Source organism: Streptomyces sp. NPDC111628, assembly GCF_055635195.1.
This window is the reverse complement of record NZ_JBVKBZ010000004.1, coordinates 258,510-272,415: the sequence shown is the minus strand read 5'-3', so window position 1 is coordinate 272,415 and position 13,906 is coordinate 258,510. Positions and strand designations below refer to the sequence as shown.

Sequence of the window (13,906 nt, the reverse complement as noted above, 5' to 3'; positions counted from 1 at the left end):
CTGCCTAGGGTCGTCGTCCATGCAGGCTACGGAGATCACGCGCCGCACCGCGGCGGAGCGCAAACGCGACACCCTGGAACGGCTGAGCACGGAGCGCGACGTGTGGGTGTCGACCGCTCACCCCGACCACGGACCGCACCAGGTCCCCCTGTGGTTCCGGTGGGACGGTCAGGCGGTGTGGATGTGCACCAGAGCCTCCTCCGCGAGCGCACGCAACGTACGCGAGGACCCGCGTGTACGCCTGGCGCTGCCGGACACCTTCGATGTGGTGTTGCTGCAAGGAGAGGCGGCGGCGTACCCCGCGAGCGAGGTGCCCGACGAGGCCGCGGACGCCTTCGCGGGCAGGTTCGGCTGGGACCCGCGGACGGAACAGGGGTCCTTCCTCTACCTGCGCGTCAGGCCGACGACGGTGCGGGCCTGGCGCGGGGAGCCGGAGCTTCGCGGCCGGGTCGTCATGCGCGAGGGGGTGTGGCTGGCGTAGCACCACGTGGCCGGCGAAGGTCCGCCGGGGAATAACCGGAGACCCCCTCCTGTTACGTCGCGAAGCGAACCACGTACGACCACGTGTACGACCACGTCAAGCACAGGAGGCACCCCACCATGCCCGCAGACGCCGCAGAGGAGATCCGGGGCACCGCCCACGGCACCGCTCCCGTCCCCCTCTCCGTACTGGACCTGGTGACCGTCGGGGCGGGCCGGACGGCCACCGACGCGCTGCGGACCGGCGTGGACATCGTGCGGCTCGCCGAGGCCCGCGGCTTTCAGCGCTACTGGGTCGCCGAGCACCACTCCATGCCCGGCGTCGCCTCCTCCTCCCCCGCCGTGATCCTGGCCCACCTGGCGGCCCACACCGACCGCATCCGGCTCGGGTCGGGCGGCGTCATGCTCCCCAACCACGCGCCGCTCGTCATCGCGGAGCAGTTCGGGACGCTGGAGGCCATGGCGCCGGGGCGCGTCGACCTGGGCCTCGGCCGCGCCCCCGGCACGGACGGGGCCACCGCCGCCGCGCTGCGCCGCACCGACCGGCTGAACGAGGGCGCCGACGACTTCCCGCAGCAGCTCGCCGAGCTGATCCGGTTCCTGGACGACGACTTCCCGGACGGGCACCCGTACGCCCGTATCCACGCCGTGCCGGGGCCCGTGCAGGCCACCTCCCCCGGGGGCGTGCAGTCGGCGCACCGGCCGCCGGTGTGGCTGCTCGGCTCCTCCGGGTTCAGCGCGCGGCTGGCCGGCACCCTCGGGCTGCCGTTCGCCTTCGCGCACCACTTCTCGGCGCAGAACACGGTCCCCGCCCTCGACCTGTACCGGGAGTCCTTCCGGCCGTCCGCCGTGCTGGACGCCCCGTACGCCCTCATCGGCGTCTCCGCGCTCGCGACCGACGAGGAGAAGGAGGCGCGCAGGCAGGTGCTGGCGGCCGCGCTGAACATGGTCCGGCTGCGCACCGGGCGCCCGGGGCTGGTGCCGACGCCGGAGGAGGCCGAGGCGTACGACTTCAGCCCGATGGAGCAGGACTTCATCCAGTCCTGGAACGCCAACGTCATCCACGGCACCGCCGACGAGGTGCGGGCCGGCCTCGACGACCTGCAGAAGCGCACCGGCGCCGACGAGCTGATGCTCACCGCCAACGCCCACGGCGGCGACGTACGCCTGCGCTCCTACGAGCTGATCGCCGACGCCTACGGGTTGCCGACGCCGGCCTGAACCCCGGCCGGGCCGCCGGGCTCCGCGTGGCCCAGCAGCGCGGAGATGCGGTCCGGTGCCACCGGCCGGGAGTACAGCCAGCCCTGGCCGGTGTCGCAGCCGATGCGGCGCAGGCGGGTCGCCTGGTCCGAGGTCTCCACGCACTCGGCGGTGACGGTCAGGCCGAGGCGGTGGGCGAGCTGGACCATCGCCTCGACGATGACCTCGTCGGCCGGATTGGCGACCCCGGCACCCGCACCGACGTCGGCAGCCTCCGAAACGGCGGCCTCGTACTGGAAGCCCCGGACGAACGCACCGTCCAGCTTCAGCACCGAGACCGGCAGCCGGCTGAGGTAGGCCAGGTTCGAGTAGCCGGTGCCGAAGTCGTCGATGGCGATGTGGACGCCCATGTCGCTGAGCGCCTTGAGGACCTGGAGCGGGCGCCCCGCCGAGCCCATCACCGCCGACTCCGTCAGCTCCAGCTGGAGGAGGTGGGGCGCCAGGCCCGTCTCCTCCAGGGTGCGGGCCACGTCCGCCACCAGGTCGGAGTCCCAGACCTGGCGGACCGCCACGTTGACGCTGACGAAGATCGGCGGCTCGCCGGGGTGGGCCAGCTGCCAGCGGCGGGCCTGGTGGCAGGCGGTGCGCAGGATCCAGCGGCCGAGGGGAACGATCGAGCCATCCTCCTCCGCCAGTGCGATGAACCGATTCGGCGCCAGTACGCCGAACTGAGGATGATTCCAGCGGATGAGCGCCTCGACGCCCCGCACCCGGCCGTCCTCCATGCCGACCAGCGGCTGGTACTCCAACGCGAACTCGCCGCGTTCGATGGCCGGGCGGAGCGTGGCGGCCAGCGCCTGGCGGGTCATGCGGTTGGCGTTGCGCTCGGGGTCGAACAGGGTCCAGCGGGCCCGGCCGTCCGCCTTGGCCCAGTACAGGGTGGTGTCGGCGGCCTGCATCAGGGCGGTGGGGGTGGTGCCGGCGGTGTGGCGTTCGACGACGCCGACCGAGGCGGTGACCGACAGGCGCCGGTCGGAGAGTTCGAAGGGCGGCTGGAGGGCCGCGAGGACCGCCCCGGCCAGGTCGGCGAGCTGGTCGGTGCCGGTGGAGTCCTCCACCAGGAGGGCGAACTCGTCGCCGCCCAGCCGGGCCACCAGCGGGGCGCCGGACCGGGCGTGGGCCGCCTCCTCCGCGCACCTGGTGAGCCGTTCGGCCACGGCGGCCAGGAGCCGGTCGCCGACGCGGTGGCCGTGGGTGTCGTTGACGGCCTTGAAGCCGTCCAGGTCCAGGTAGCACACGCCGATCCGGCCGGTGCCGCCGTGCTCGTACGACTCCGCCTCCAGTGCGGCGGTCAGGCGTTCGAAGAACAGGGCGCGGTTGGGCAGCCGGGTCACCGGGTCGTGCATCTGGAGGTGGCGCAGCCGGGCCTGGAGTTCGCGCCGGGCGCTCACGTCGGCGACGGAGAGCAGCAGCCCCGGGGCGTCCCCGCCCCCGGAGTCCCCGGAACCGGCCAGTGGCTCGACCGTCACCTGCGCCCACAGGGAGTGCCCGTCGGCCCGCTTCAGCCGTCTGGTGCAGCGCAGCCGGGGCCGGTGGCCGCGCAGCACCTCGCGGTACGCGTGCCAGGTACCGGCGTCGGAGGCGAGGTCGACGAGGTCGGCCGCCACCGACCCGGCCAGCGCGCCGGGGTCGGTGCCGAGCAGGGCGCCCAGGGTGTCGTTGGCGCTGACGACCAGGCCCTCGGCGTCGACGACGGCCATGGCGAGCGGGGCCGTGGTGAACACCGACCGGTAGGCCGGGGGCTCCGTACGCACGGCACGAGGAGCCAGACCTTCATCACTCTCTGTAATGGCCGGGCCGAGATCCGCTGCGGGCGCCGGCCCTTCGGAGGTTCCGTTCACCGCTCGCTCCCGCAGTGCCTCGATCTCTGTTCGTGCTCTGTTCGTGCAGGAAAGTGTGCCGATCATAGAGGCTGACACCGGCCCCTTCCAGCCGCCGTTCCGCGTTCGGGACCGAGCGACCCGTCCGGCAGATCGTTTCTGCTCACACCTGGACGGGTCCGTCACCCCTCCGACCAGTTGTGACGTTCCGTGAGTGCCTTCGAGGTGTCAACCGGGAGAACCCCTGCGAAATCCCGGACGGCTCACCCATCCGGTGCACGCGAACAGGGCGCAATACGACAATCATGCACAAGCTGGGTGCGGTGTCCCGTCAACCGCGTCCGGAGGTCCATGTGCCGCGCCAGCTCCCCCGGACCAGGCTGCGCAGCACCGCCGCGGTGTGCACCACGATGTCGGCCCTCGCCGCGACCTCCCTGATCGCCGCGCCCTCGGTCGCCGAGCCCTTCTCCCCGGAGCCCTGCGCGCTCGAGCGCACCGCCGTGCACCACTCCGAGGGCCTGGACACCTGGAACGCCACCTATCCGCGGCCCGCCCGCGCCCTGGACGCGGTGATGGTGTTCCTGTCCTTCCCCGACTCCCAGCCGCTGACGGCACCGGCCGAACTCGCCGCCGACCACTTCCCCGCCACCGGGGACTTCTTCCGGCGCGCCTCCTACGGTGCCTTCACGCTCCGCCCGCACCCGCTGCGGGACTGGATCCGGATGCCGAGCCCGTCGACGTCGTACGCCATACGGCGGGACTGGAGCCCGGAGCACCGGGCCGCCTACCTGCGCGACGCGCTGACCGCGGCCGACCGGTACGTCGACTTCTCCCGGTACGACGTCGTCTACTTCGTCGCGGACCCGGACGCGCCCGGGGTGGACTCCGACGCCACGAAGGTCGTCAACCTGGACACCCCGCTGCGGGCGGACGGCACGGACATCCGGCGGGTCGTCACGGTCTTCGAGAACCATCCGCCGGACCGGCTGGTCCTGGCCCACGAGACGGGGCACGTCTTCGACCTGCCGGACCTGTACCACCGGCCGGCGGACGGCGAGGGCGACTGGGACACGCACGTCGGCGACTGGGACCTGATGGGCAGCCAGTTCGGGCTCTCCCCGGACCTGTTCGGCTGGCACAAGTGGAAGCTGGGCTGGCTGCGGCCCCGGCAGGTGGCCTGTGTGCGGGGCAGCGAACCGACCCGGCTGACGCTGGAGCCGCTGGGCGCGGGCCCCGGGGTGGTGGTGACCGGCGCCGCGGGCGCGCCGGCCTTCGGCCTCGGGCGGGGCACGAAGCTGGCGGTGGTGCGCACGGGCGCGGGCAGCGCGCTCGCCTTCGAGGTGCGCACGCCGGTCGGCAACGACGCGGCATCCTGCCGCGCGGGGGTGCTGGTGTACCGGGTGCACAGCGGGGCGGAGTCGGGCGGCGGACCGATCGAGGTGGTCGACGCCCACCCGGACACCGAGGCCTGCTGGGCCGACTCGGTCTACCCCCCGCTGGCGGACGCCCCGGTGGCCCTCGGCGAGAGCTTCACGGTGCCGGTCGACGGCGTACGGGTAGAGGTCGAGGACCGCACGGAATCGGGCACCTGGACCGTACAGATCACCCCCGGCAGACGCTGACCCGCCCACCCCGGACCACAGACACCCGCCCCGAGCCCCGGCCTCCGGTCCACCGACCCGGGGGGGTGTGGGTGGCGAAGCCCCCACAACGCGCGGCGAAGCCGCGCAAAAACAACGATGGCGAGGAGGTTCGCGCTTTCCGCGAACACGCCTCGCCATCGCCATCGTGCGCCGCCAGGGACTCGAACCCCGGACCCGCTGATTAAGAGTCAGCTGCTCTAACCAACTGAGCTAGCGGCGCCTGCTGACGTCGTAGACCTTAGCATCCTGGTCGGCGGGAGGAAAAATCGAAATCCGCACCGCCGCGCGGGCCGCCCGCACGGCCGCCCAGAGCATGATCTCCGGGCCGGGCAGCCACGGCTGGCGGGTGTCCGGGGCCACGAGCCAGCGGGATCCGGAGCGTGGCGGCGCATCCGCGTGGGCGGCGGGGCCCGCGGGGGCCGGTACGGTCACCGCGTCCCCGGCGCCGTGGCACAGCAGCGGCGGCACCGCTCCCGTACGGCCGCCCTCCCGGCCGCGGGCGCTCCACTCCTCCCAGTCGAGCAGCGACGGCAGCCGCTGGGCGGTGCCCGGGGCGGCGAACAGCAGCATCCGGCCGCGGAACTCCGCCACCGGGCCGGAACCGGGGCCGTCGTCCCAGAGCCGGTCCAGCATCCGGCGGCCGAAGATCGCGGGAGCGCTCACCACGTCGAAGGCGGAACCGCAGGGCAGGACGACCGGAGCCTCGGGCCGCTCCTCCCAGAGCGCGAGCGTGCTGCGCGGGTACGCGCCCGCCGAGGCCAGCCAGGCGGCGCCGTCCGAGGTGACGTCCGAGGCATGGGGCGTGGCGTTGCGTGTGCTGCTCATACCGCAAATATCTACCGGGCGTGAGGACTCCGCTCCGCTGGGTTGCGGGAAACCGGGACACAGCGGCCGGGAGGGGAGTATCTTGCCCAGCCTTCTGGCATATGCGCTCCGGTCTCCCGCCCGCCGTCTCGGCGAACTCGGCTCACTCGGCCGAATCGCCGCGCATCAGGTCCCGACCGAACTCCACCATCTTCTTGGCGTAGTCCTCGGTCCACTCCGCGCGTTCGGCGATGTCCGCCGCCGTCAGCCGGTCGAACCGCCTTGGATCGGCCAGCTGCGCCGCCGCGAGCGCCTGGAACTCCATCGCCCGGTCCGCCGCCGCGCGGAACGCGTGGGTCAGCTCGGTGGCCCGTTCGAGCAGGTCCCGGGGGTCGTCGATCGACTCGAGGTCGAAGAAGTGCTCGGGATCGGCGGCCGCCTCCGCCGGCTCGAAGAGCAGGGGCGCGGGGCGTAGCCGCGGTTCGTGCCGACGCGGCGTGGGCTCCGCCATGTCTTCTCCTCCTCGTGCGGGACGACGGCCCGTCCCCGGGTGCGGGGTCACTCCGGTGGAGTGGGCCACCGTCCATTGTCCCGCGCCCGCGCAAGAGGGCGGGGCGTGCCCGGAGCCGCGATCCGGACACACCCCCGCCTGGCCGTGTCAGCCCGCGTACGTCTCGAACTCGGCGATCCTCGGGGTGCCGGAGGCGCCGGTGATCTCGAAGGTGATCTTCTCCAGCGAGACCGGGGAGAAGCCGATCACGCCCGCTCCGCTGCCCGAGGCCAGGACGGCGCCGGTGTCGTGGTTGACCACGCGGTACGAGCCGACGGTGCCCTCGGAGCCTGCCGCCTCACGGATGTTGATCTTGCCGACGGTGGTGGCGGAGGACCACTTCACGGAGATGGAGCCGGTCGTGCCGGCCGGGGACCAGTACGTGCCGAGGTCGCCGTCGCGCACGTTGCCGTAGCTGGTGCCGCTCGCCTTGGACGAGCCGTCGGCGCCCGCCCCGACGCTCAGGTTGGTCCCGGTCGGCGGGTCGGTCGGGTCCGGGTCGGTCGGGTCCGTCGGGTCGGGGTCGGTCGGGTCCGGGTCGGTCGGGTCGGTCGGGTCCGGGCTCTGCGGGGTGCAGCTGCCGTCCGAGACCTTCAGGCCCTTGTTGGCGCCCGCCGTGCCGCTCACGACGGACGGCACGCAGGAGGCGTCGTCGAGGCTGTAGGAGTACGGGATGGACACCGTGGTGTTGGACTGCGGGTCGGGACCGGCCGGGTTGTTGTCCTCGCCGGGCTCGGACCAGGTCACGTTGTCGAAGATGTTGCCGCTGACCTGCCAGGAGCCGGCCGCGTCGGTGTAGAAGGTGCCGAGGACGTCCTTGGAGTCCTCGAAGTAGTTGTTGTCGACCTTGGCCTTGGCGCCGGCGCGGGAGTTGATCCCCGACTTGTTCAGGCTCACGTAGTGGTTGTTGTACATGTGGGCCGTGCCGCCGCGCAGCAGGGGTGCGCGGGAGTCGATGTTCTCGTACAGGTTGTGGTGGAAGGTGACGTACCCGTTCGAGGTGTCGCTCTCGCTGGACCCGATCAGCCCGCCGCGGCCGGAGTTGCGCAGGACGCTGTAGGACAGGGTGACGTACTGGGTGTTGTCCTTCATGTCGAAGAGGCCGTCGTAGCCCTCCGACTCCCCGCCGGAGGCCTCCAGGGTGGAGTGGTCGACCCAGACGTTGCGGACGTCGCTCTCCATGCCGATGGCGTCGCCGCCGTTGGAGGTGGGCGAGCCGGACTTCTTGACGTTCCGGACGGTCACGTTCTGGATGATGATGTTGCTGGACTCGCGGATGTGGATGCCCAGCTGGTCGAAGACGGCGCCGTTTCCGACCCCGACGATCGTGATGTTGCTGACCTGCTTCAGCTCGATCTTGTCGGCCGCGGTGTTGCAGCTGTCGCCCGACACCTTGCTGGTGTTGCCGTGGTTGATGGTGCCCTCGACCTCGATGGTGATCGGGGTGCTGCTGCTGGCCCGGCCGCACAGGGCCTCGTGGATCGCGGTGCCGGTGGCGGCCCGTACGGTCTGCCCGCCCGCACCGCCGGTGGTGCCGCCGTTCTGGGTCGCGTAGCCGGTGGCGCCGCCGGCCGCTGCCGTCGCCGTCTCGGGCATCGTCAGCACCACACCGGCCGCGGCCGCGAGGGCCAGCGTGCCCAGTGCCGCTTGGAGTCGCAGCGCGACTGGTCGTCTCATCCTCGGTCTCCCCATTCGCCTTCACATGCCGGAACGGAAGCCATGGCGTGATCATGTCAATCACACGATGGCGGAAAGCGCTTTCTCGGCGTGAGAATAGGGGGAGCTTCGAGTGCTGACAAGGGTTCAGGTGAGTAAGTGATGGTTCAGATTTGCGATCAAAGTCCATCTACTTGAACGGATGACGCTCGATGTGCACCCCGGCCGGAGCTGCGGTACGATCATCTTGCCTGATCACGGGGGCCAACTCCCCGCAACGGGCACTGCGTTGGTGGTCCAAGGAAAGACGCCCCACTTCCCGTGGGGAAATGCAGGTGCAAGGCCTGCCCAGCGCTCGACGAGAACCCCGGTCCGCACCCGCGGACCGGGGTTCTCCCGTCTCACGCCCTGCTCAGGCCTGCACCACCGGCTCCCGCGTGAACAGCGCGCCCAGTTCCGGCGCGTTGACCCGGCGGTCGGCCAGGCGCAGGCCCTCCCAGATGGTGACCTGGTTGGCGGTGAGAACCGGCTTGCCCAGCTCCTTCTCCAGGGCCGGGATGTACGCCGCCGTGTGCAGGGCCGTGTCCGGGAGGAGCACCGCCCGGGCGTCCGGGCGGTCGGCCGCGCGGGCCAGCGCCAGCACCTCCTCCTCGGTCCAGGTGCCGACCTCCGCCGCCGTGACGATGCCCGAGCTGACGACGTCGGCCACCTCGATGCCGGCGGCACCGAGGAAGTCCGCGAAGAGCCGCGCCACGTCCTCCGGATAGGTCGCGCCGATCGAGACCCGCCGCACCCCGAGCTCCTTCGCCGCGTGCACGAAGGCGAAGGAGGTGGAGGAGGCCGGCAGACCCGCCGCCCGGGCCAGGGCGCGCACCTGTTCGTGCGCGCCGTCCCAGCCGTGCACGAAGCTGCCGCTGGTGCAGGCCCACACCACGGCGTCGGCGCCGGCCAGCCGCAGCTCGGCCACGCCCGCCTCGAGCCGCGCGGGCGAGCCCATCTCGAGGAGCGCGTCCACCCGGTGGGCGTCCTCGCCGATGTCCGTGTGCACCAGGTCCACCCGGATGCCGCCGCTCAGGAGCTGCTCGATGCGTGGGTAGTCGTCCTCGCCGGAGTGGCCCGGGTACAGGATTCCCAGTGCTGTCATGTCCACCCTTCCTGCTGCTGTTCCGTGTCCGGGACGTCACCGACGCCCGGCATGTCCACCGCCGCGGGTCCGACCGGGCCCGCCACCGCGGGGTCGACGGGACCCACGGGTCCCACCACCGCCGCGGGACCCGACGCGCCCGCCGCCGCGGGGCCGAGGCGCGCGGCCGGATCGGTCAGCGCCTGGTACGGCCCCACCGCAGGGGTACCCAGTCGGCGCAGCGCCGCCCACATCGTCACTTGGTTGGCCGAGATCACCGGGATCCGCAGCTCGGCCTCCAGCTGGGGGATCACGTCGTAGGTGGGGAGGTTGGTGCAGGAGATGAACAGGGCGTCCGCCGCTCCCGGTGCGGGTACGGCCTGGCGCGCCATGTCGGCCACGTCGCGGTACGGCACCTTCCAGATGTGCCGGGTGAGCCCCATGAAGGCGCAGCCCGTGATGGTGACGCCCGCCTCGGCGACGTACGCCTCCAGCGCCCGGGTCACGGACACGGTGTACGGCGTCACCAGCGCGACGCGGCGCACGCCCAGCTCGGTCAGCGCGTCGAGCAGGGCGCCGGAGGTGGTGACGGACGGGACCGCGCCCGCCCAGGTCATCGCCTCGCACATGGCGCGTTCCCCGGCGATGCCGCCGACGAAGCTGCCCGAGGTGCAGGCGTAGGCGACGACCTCGGGGGCGATGGCGTTGAGGGTGCGCACCGCCTCGCCGAGGGTTTCGTGCTCGCTGACCATCCGGGCGAGGTCCAGACTGACCTCGACGGGCACGAAGGGGGTCCGTGTCATGTGCAGTGACACGTCGTCGGGCACCCATCGCCACAGCTCGCGATCGAGTGCGAAGTCGAACGGGGCGACCACGCCGACCCCGCGTTGCGGAGCTGGTCCGCCGAGAAAGGAGATGTCCATGGCACGCACCGGCCTCACACTGAGAAAGGGGAGGGCAACGCACCGTTACGCACGGCCGTGTTGACGAAGGTAGGTTCCGGTGCGAGCGTGGTCAATCCGCCCGCATCACTCCCAGGTCAACAGCCGGTTAACTTCCGCGTCAACACCTGAACCGCCCCCGCTTCCACCGACCGGAGACAGGCCGCCGATGACCACGTCCCCGCGCCCGCCCGCGCCCGCGCCGACTCCCGCTCCTGCCCTCCTCGTCCTGGACGCCGAGCCGCTCCCCCGTTTGGGTCGGCTGACCGGCCGGGCCCGGATCGAGCACGCCGACGCGGCGACGCTGGCGGAGCGGCTGCCGCACGCCGACGTCCTGCTGGTGTGGGACTTCACCTCGCACGCGGTGCGCGAGGCGTGGCCGGGCGGCGGTCCGCGTCCGCGCTGGGTGCACACGGCGAGCGCCGGCGTGGACCATCTGATGTGCCCGGAGCTGGCCGAGTCGGACACGGTGGTGACCAACGCGCGCGGGGTCTTCGACCAACCGATCGCCGAGTACGTCGCCGCGCTCGTCCTGGCGATGGCCAAGGACCTGCCCACCACGCTGCGCCTCCAGGGCGAGCGGACCTGGCGGCACCGCGAGTCGATGCGGGTGGCCGGAACGCGCGCCTGCGTGGTGGGCTCCGGCCCGATCGGCCGGGCGATCGTGAGCACGCTGGGGGCGCTCGGCATCACCACCGCGCTGGTCGGCCGCACCGCACGCCCGGGTGTGCACGGCCCGGAGGACCTGGACCGGCTGCTGGCCGGGGCCGACTGGGTGGTGGCGGCGGCGCCGCTCACCGACGACACGCGCGGCATGTTCGACGCCCGGCGGTTCGCTCTGATGCGGCCCTCCGCCCGGTTCGTGAACGTGGGGCGTGGGCCGCTGGTCGTCGAGGGCGACCTGGTCGAGGCGCTGACCGCGCGCCGGATCACGGGCGCCGCGCTGGACGTGCTGAGCCACGAGCCCCTGACGCCGGACAGTGCCCTGTGGGAGGTCCCGGGGCTGATCGTCTCGCCGCACATGAGCGGGGACACGATCGGCTGGCGGGACGAACTGGGCGCGCAGTTCGTGGAGTTGTTCGAGAGCTGGGCGGCGGGTGGACCGCTGGCCAACGTGGTCGACAAGAAGCGTGGATACGTGCCCGGACACTGACGTCGCCGACGTCTCCGACCCGCGGAGGGTGCCGCATGACCGACCTCACCGAGCTGACCGCCGTACAGCTCGTCGACGGCTACCGCAAGGGCGCGTTCAGCCCCGTGGAGGCGACCCGGGCCGTGCTGGAGCGGGCCGAGCGGATCCAGCCGGAGGTGAACGCGTTCGTCCGGCTGACCGGCGAGGAGGCGCTCGACCGGGCCCGGCGGGCCGAGGAGCGGTGGCGCCGCGGGGAGCCGTGCGGGCGCCTCGACGGGGTGCCGGTCACGGTGAAGGACATCCTGCTGACGCGCGGTCAGCCGACCCTGCGCGGCTCCCGGGCCGTCTCGCCGGACGGGCCCTGGGAGGAGGACGCGCCGTCCGTGGCCCGGCTGCGTGAGCACGGCGCGGTGTTCGTCGGCAAGACCACGACGCCGGAGTACGGCTGGAAGGGCGTGACGGACTCGCCCCTGTCCGGTGTGACACGGAATCCGCACGATCCCTCCCGTACCGCGGGCGGTTCCAGCGGGGGCGCCGCGGCGGCCGTGGCGCTCGGGGCGGGGCCGCTGGCGCTGGGCACGGACGGCGGCGGCAGTGTGCGCATCCCGGCGTCCTTCTGCGGCATCTTCGGCCTGAAACCGACGTACGGCCGGGTGCCGCTGTACCCGGCGAGTGCGTTCGGGACGCTCGCGCACGTCGGTCCGATGACGCGGGACGCGGCGGACGCGGCGCTGATGCTGGACGTCGTCGGCACCCCGGACGCCCGGGACTGGTCGGCGCTGGGCCCGGCGCCCGGGTCGTACACCGAGGCCCTGTCCGGCGGGGTGCGGGGACTGCGGGTGGCGTACTCGCCCTCGCTCGGCGGACAGGTGGCGGTGCGTCCGGCGGTGGCCGGGGCGGTGCGGCGGGCGGTGGAGCGGCTGGCGGAGCTGGGCGCGTACGTGACGGAGGCCGACCCCGACTTCACGGACCCCGTGGACGCCTTCCACACCCTGTGGTTCAGCGGGGCGGCGCGGGTGGTGCAGCATCTGCGGGCGGGACAGCGGGAGTTGCTGGACCCGGGGCTGCGGGAGATCGTGGGGGCGGGGGCTCGGTACTCGGCGCTGGACTATCTCGCGGCGGTGGACGTCCGGATGGAGCTGGGGCGGCGGATGGGCGTCTTCCACGAGGCGTACGACCTGCTGGTGACGCCCACGTTGCCGGTCACGGCGTTCGAGGCGGGGGTGGAGGTGCCGAAGGGGTCGGGGTACCGGCGGTGGACGGGGTGGACGCCGTTCACGTATCCGTTCAATCTCACGCAGCAGCCGGCGTGCACCGTGCCGGTGGGGGCGGACGGCGACGGGCTGCCGATCGGCGTGCAGATCGTCGCGGCCCGCCACCGCGACGACCTGGTCCTGCGGGCGGCGCACACGCTGTACGAGGCGGGCGCCGCCTCATGACCGTCCGGGGGGACGCGATGGTGGCCCAGGGGGACGCGATGACGGTCCGGGGGGACGCGATGACGGTCCGGGGGACGGGATGAGCGCGGAGACGGTCATCGCCGTCGCCGCCACCGTCGTCGCGCTCGGATCGCTCTGGGTCAGCTGGTCGCAGACCAGGGCGACCCGCCTGCACAACCGGCAGTCGGTCAGACCCCTGCTGCGGATCCGGCGGATACGGCAGGACGACGTCGTCGGGCTGAAGCTCGTCAACGCCGGACTGGGACCGGCCGTCGTGACGCGCAGCGCGGTGCTCCTGGACGGGGTGGTGGCCGGGGAGTGGAACCGGGAGGTCAAGCCGGCCGTCTTCGCACCCGGCCTGTGGCCGAAGACGTACTCCCTGCGGGCGGGTTCCGTCGTGCTCGCGGGGCAGGAGACGTTTCTGGTGCGCCTGGAGTCGGACGGAACCGAACAAAGCGGTTCCGACCGGCTCCAGGAGTTCTGGAGTCTGGTCGACCGGCGGCTCGTCATCGAGGTCGAGTACGAGTCGCTGTACGGCGGTGAGGGGTTCTCCGTGACGTCGGCTACGCCCGGCGGAAGCTGAGGGTCTCCCCCGCCGCTCCCGTGCGCCACAGGTCGTTGCAGGCCTCGGCCATCTCGTCGAGGCCCTCCGTGATGCGGCCCCAGACGGTGCCCGGTACCCAGCCGACGTCGGCGTTGAGGAGCAGGTTGTTGCGCTCGTAGAAGAGCGCGAGGTCGACGAGGGTGGTGCCGGGGCGGACCTCGCGGTCGTAGCCGTACGCCTTCGTGCCCAGCTCGGCACCCGCGAAGGCGAAATAGCACAGATCGCCCGGAATCGGCGTTACCGTCGGGTTCTCCAGCGGGGGTTCGGATGTCGCGAAGGGCGGGAAAAGGGCATAGATCTCGTTGCGGGCGTATTTGGCGTGGTACACGTCGCCGCCGAGGGGGAGCGCGTCCCAGACGGCCGCGCAGGTGATCGGGGCCCGGTCGTCGAGCAGTTGGGCCGTGCAGGTGATTCCGCGCTTGACCAGCGAGACTTCGATGTAGCGATCAGCCAT

The 13,906-nt window shown here is 72.5% G+C and carries 13 protein-coding genes and 1 tRNA gene; 6 read left to right on the top strand and 8 right to left on the bottom strand.

Features of this window, described 5'->3' with window-relative positions:
* Positions 1 to 19: 19 nt before the first annotated feature.
* Positions 20 to 481: a pyridoxamine 5'-phosphate oxidase family protein gene (locus ACZ7MF_RS23215; protein WP_471479365.1), complete on the top strand. Its 462-nt coding sequence runs from the start codon at positions 20 to 22 to the stop codon at positions 479 to 481.
* A 119-nt stretch (positions 482 to 600) separates the two neighbouring features.
* Complete coding sequence (locus ACZ7MF_RS23210) at positions 601 to 1,701, top strand: LLM class flavin-dependent oxidoreductase (RefSeq protein ID WP_356858366.1); 1,101 nt, start codon at positions 601 to 603, stop codon at positions 1,699 to 1,701.
* Here ACZ7MF_RS23210 and ACZ7MF_RS23205 read toward each other — a convergent pair.
* Positions 1,677 to 3,581, bottom strand: coding sequence for a putative bifunctional diguanylate cyclase/phosphodiesterase (locus ACZ7MF_RS23205; protein WP_471479363.1), 1,905 nt, complete (start codon positions 3,579 to 3,581; stop codon positions 1,677 to 1,679). The two genes, ACZ7MF_RS23210 and ACZ7MF_RS23205, sit on opposite strands and share 25 nt — an antisense overlap.
* A 284-nt stretch (positions 3,582 to 3,865) precedes the next feature.
* Here ACZ7MF_RS23205 and ACZ7MF_RS23200 point away from each other — a divergent pair, with 284 nt between their 5' ends.
* Positions 3,866 to 5,182 (top strand): M6 family metalloprotease domain-containing protein, encoded by a 1,317-nt coding sequence (locus ACZ7MF_RS23200; protein ID WP_471479361.1) that lies wholly within the window; start codon positions 3,866 to 3,868, stop codon positions 5,180 to 5,182.
* Positions 5,183 to 5,349: 167 nt separating this feature from the next.
* Here the strand turns inward: ACZ7MF_RS23200 and ACZ7MF_RS23195 are convergent.
* The 6 genes from ACZ7MF_RS23195 to ACZ7MF_RS23170 all read right to left on the bottom strand — a co-directional run bounded on the left by ACZ7MF_RS23195 (position 5,350) and on the right by ACZ7MF_RS23170 (position 10,259).
* Positions 5,350 to 5,423 (bottom strand) — tRNA-Lys (locus tag ACZ7MF_RS23195).
* Positions 5,414 to 6,028 carry a bifunctional DNA primase/polymerase gene (locus ACZ7MF_RS23190; protein ID WP_471479359.1) on the bottom strand — a complete coding sequence of 205 codons (615 nt, stop codon included), beginning with the start codon at positions 6,026 to 6,028 and terminating at the stop codon, positions 5,414 to 5,416. The genes ACZ7MF_RS23195 and ACZ7MF_RS23190 overlap by 10 nt, the downstream gene beginning before the upstream one ends.
* A gap of 142 nt (positions 6,029 to 6,170) precedes the next feature.
* A complete protein-coding gene (locus ACZ7MF_RS23185; protein ID WP_356858374.1) occupies positions 6,171 to 6,518 on the bottom strand; it encodes a hypothetical protein in 348 nt (115 codons plus the stop codon).
* Between the two features lie 147 nt (positions 6,519 to 6,665).
* Positions 6,666 to 8,234: a pectate lyase family protein gene (locus ACZ7MF_RS23180; protein ID WP_471479357.1), complete on the bottom strand. Its 1,569-nt coding sequence runs from the start codon at positions 8,232 to 8,234 to the stop codon at positions 6,666 to 6,668.
* Positions 8,235 to 8,625: 391 nt separating this feature from the next.
* Positions 8,626 to 9,357 carry a maleate cis-trans isomerase family protein gene (locus ACZ7MF_RS23175; RefSeq protein WP_471479355.1) on the bottom strand — a complete coding sequence of 244 codons (732 nt, stop codon included), beginning with the start codon at positions 9,355 to 9,357 and terminating at the stop codon, positions 8,626 to 8,628.
* Positions 9,354 to 10,259, bottom strand: a complete 906-nt coding sequence (locus ACZ7MF_RS23170; protein WP_471479353.1) for a maleate cis-trans isomerase family protein — start codon at positions 10,257 to 10,259, stop codon at positions 9,354 to 9,356. The genes ACZ7MF_RS23175 and ACZ7MF_RS23170 overlap by 4 nt, the downstream gene beginning before the upstream one ends.
* Before the next feature lie 187 nt (positions 10,260 to 10,446).
* Between ACZ7MF_RS23170 and ACZ7MF_RS23165 the strand changes: the two genes are divergently transcribed.
* The 3 genes from ACZ7MF_RS23165 to ACZ7MF_RS23155 all read left to right on the top strand — a co-directional run bounded on the left by ACZ7MF_RS23165 (position 10,447) and on the right by ACZ7MF_RS23155 (position 13,431).
* Positions 10,447 to 11,430, top strand: a complete 984-nt coding sequence (locus ACZ7MF_RS23165) for a D-2-hydroxyacid dehydrogenase (protein ID WP_471479351.1) — start codon at positions 10,447 to 10,449, stop codon at positions 11,428 to 11,430.
* Between the two features lie 35 nt (positions 11,431 to 11,465).
* Positions 11,466 to 12,848, top strand: coding sequence for an amidase (locus ACZ7MF_RS23160; RefSeq protein ID WP_471479349.1), 1,383 nt, complete (start codon positions 11,466 to 11,468; stop codon positions 12,846 to 12,848).
* A 79-nt stretch (positions 12,849 to 12,927) separates the two neighbouring features.
* Positions 12,928 to 13,431 carry a hypothetical protein gene (locus ACZ7MF_RS23155; protein ID WP_471479347.1) on the top strand — a complete coding sequence of 168 codons (504 nt, stop codon included), beginning with the start codon at positions 12,928 to 12,930 and terminating at the stop codon, positions 13,429 to 13,431.
* Here the strand turns inward: ACZ7MF_RS23155 and ACZ7MF_RS23150 are convergent.
* Entirely contained in the window at positions 13,412 to 13,906 is a 495-nt protein-coding gene (locus ACZ7MF_RS23150; protein ID WP_356858388.1) for a DUF3830 family protein, read from the bottom strand. The two genes, ACZ7MF_RS23155 and ACZ7MF_RS23150, sit on opposite strands and share 20 nt — an antisense overlap.